1 protein-coding gene and 1 pseudogene are annotated in these 1,652 nt (G+C 64.3%); both read left to right on the plus strand.

The genetic code is table 11. From position 1 onward, the window contains the following. A pseudogene (locus ACIHAA_RS31845) lies at positions 1–160 on the plus strand (alpha-amylase); the annotation flags it as partial. Next, on the plus strand, positions 157–1,652 hold a 1,496-nt coding region (treS, locus tag ACIHAA_RS31850), incomplete at its 3' end, for a maltose alpha-D-glucosyltransferase (protein WP_399823308.1). The pseudogene ACIHAA_RS31845 and the gene treS, both read left to right, overlap by 4 nt.

The following is a 1,652-nucleotide window of genomic DNA, read 5'->3' on the forward strand; positions in this document are numbered from 1 at the left end:
CGGGGCGGGGCGGGTGCCGGTGCGGGACGAGCTGACCGGTGCCGTCTACCACTGGGGCCGGTCCAATTATGTGCGTCTGACGCCGGGCGAGTCCTGTGCGCATGTGCTGACCGTGCTTGGACCGTCCTCACCGCAGATCGGAGGGTCACCCACACGATGATCGTCAATGAGCCCGTTCCGGATATGTTCGAGGACACTCCCGCCGCCGACCGGGATCCCGAGTGGTTCAAGCGTGCCGTCTTCTACGAGGTCCTGGTCCGTTCGTTTCAGGATTCCGACGGGGACGGGGTCGGTGATCTGAAGGGTCTGACGGCGAAGCTGGACTATGTGCAGTGGCTGGGGGTGGACTGCTTGTGGCTGCCGCCGTTCTTCCAGTCCCCGCTGCGTGACGGCGGTTATGACGTGTCCGACTACACGGCGGTGCTGCCGGAGTTCGGGGACCTCGCGGATTTCGTGGAGTTCGTGGACGCGGCGCATCAGCGGGGCATGCGGGTGATCATCGATTTCGTGATGAACCACACCAGTGACCAGCATCCGTGGTTCCAGGCCTCCCGCAGTGATCCTGATGGCCCGTACGGGGATTATTACGTGTGGGCCGACGACGACAAGCAGTACCCGGACGCGCGGATCATCTTCGTCGACACGGAGGCGTCCAACTGGACGTTCGATCCGGTCCGCAAGCAGTACTACTGGCACCGTTTCTTCTCCCACCAGCCGGATCTGAACTATGAGAACCCGGCCGTGCAGGAGGAGATGGTCTCCGCGCTGCGGTTCTGGCTGGATCTGGGCATCGACGGGTTCCGTCTGGACGCGGTGCCCTACCTCTACCAGCGGGAAGGCACCAACTGCGAAAACCTTCCCGCAACGCATGACTTCCTGAAACGGGTCCGCAAGGAGATCGACGCGCACTACCCCGACACCGTCCTGCTCGCCGAGGCCAATCAGTGGCCCGAGGACGTCGTGGACTACTTCGGCGACTACCGAAGCGGCGGAGACGAATGCCATATGGCGTTCCACTTCCCCGTCATGCCCCGCATCTTCATGGCCGTACGCCGTGAATCGCGGTATCCGGTCTCGGAGATCCTCGCGAAGACACCGGCCATTCCGTCGGGCTGCCAGTGGGGTATCTTCCTGCGCAACCACGACGAACTGACCCTGGAAATGGTCACCGACGAGGAACGCGACTACATGTGGGCGGAATACGCCAAAGACCCCCGCATGCGCGCCAACATCGGTATCCGGCGGCGGCTGGCGCCCCTGCTGGACAACGACCGCAACCAGATCGAACTGTTCACCGCGCTGCTGCTGTCCCTGCCCGGCTCCCCGATCCTCTACTACGGCGACGAGATCGGCATGGGCGACAACATCTGGCTCGGCGACCGCGACGCCGTGCGCACTCCGATGCAGTGGACCCCGGACCGCAATGCCGGGTTCTCCTCCAGCGATCCGGGCCGGCTGTTCCTGCCCACGATCATGGACCCGGTCTACGGCTACCAGGTCACCAACGTCGAGGCGTCGATGTCCTCACCGTCCTCGCTGCTGCACTGGACCCGCCGCATGATCGAGATCCGCAAACAGAACCCCGCGTTCGGGCTGGGCTCCTACACCGAACTGCCCTCCACCAACCCCGCCGTCCTGGCCTTCCTGCGGGA

Origin of the sequence: Streptomyces sp. NPDC052040 (genome assembly GCF_044548405.1) — a bacterium.
Classification (GTDB): Bacteria; Actinomycetota; Actinomycetes; order Streptomycetales; family Streptomycetaceae; genus Streptomyces.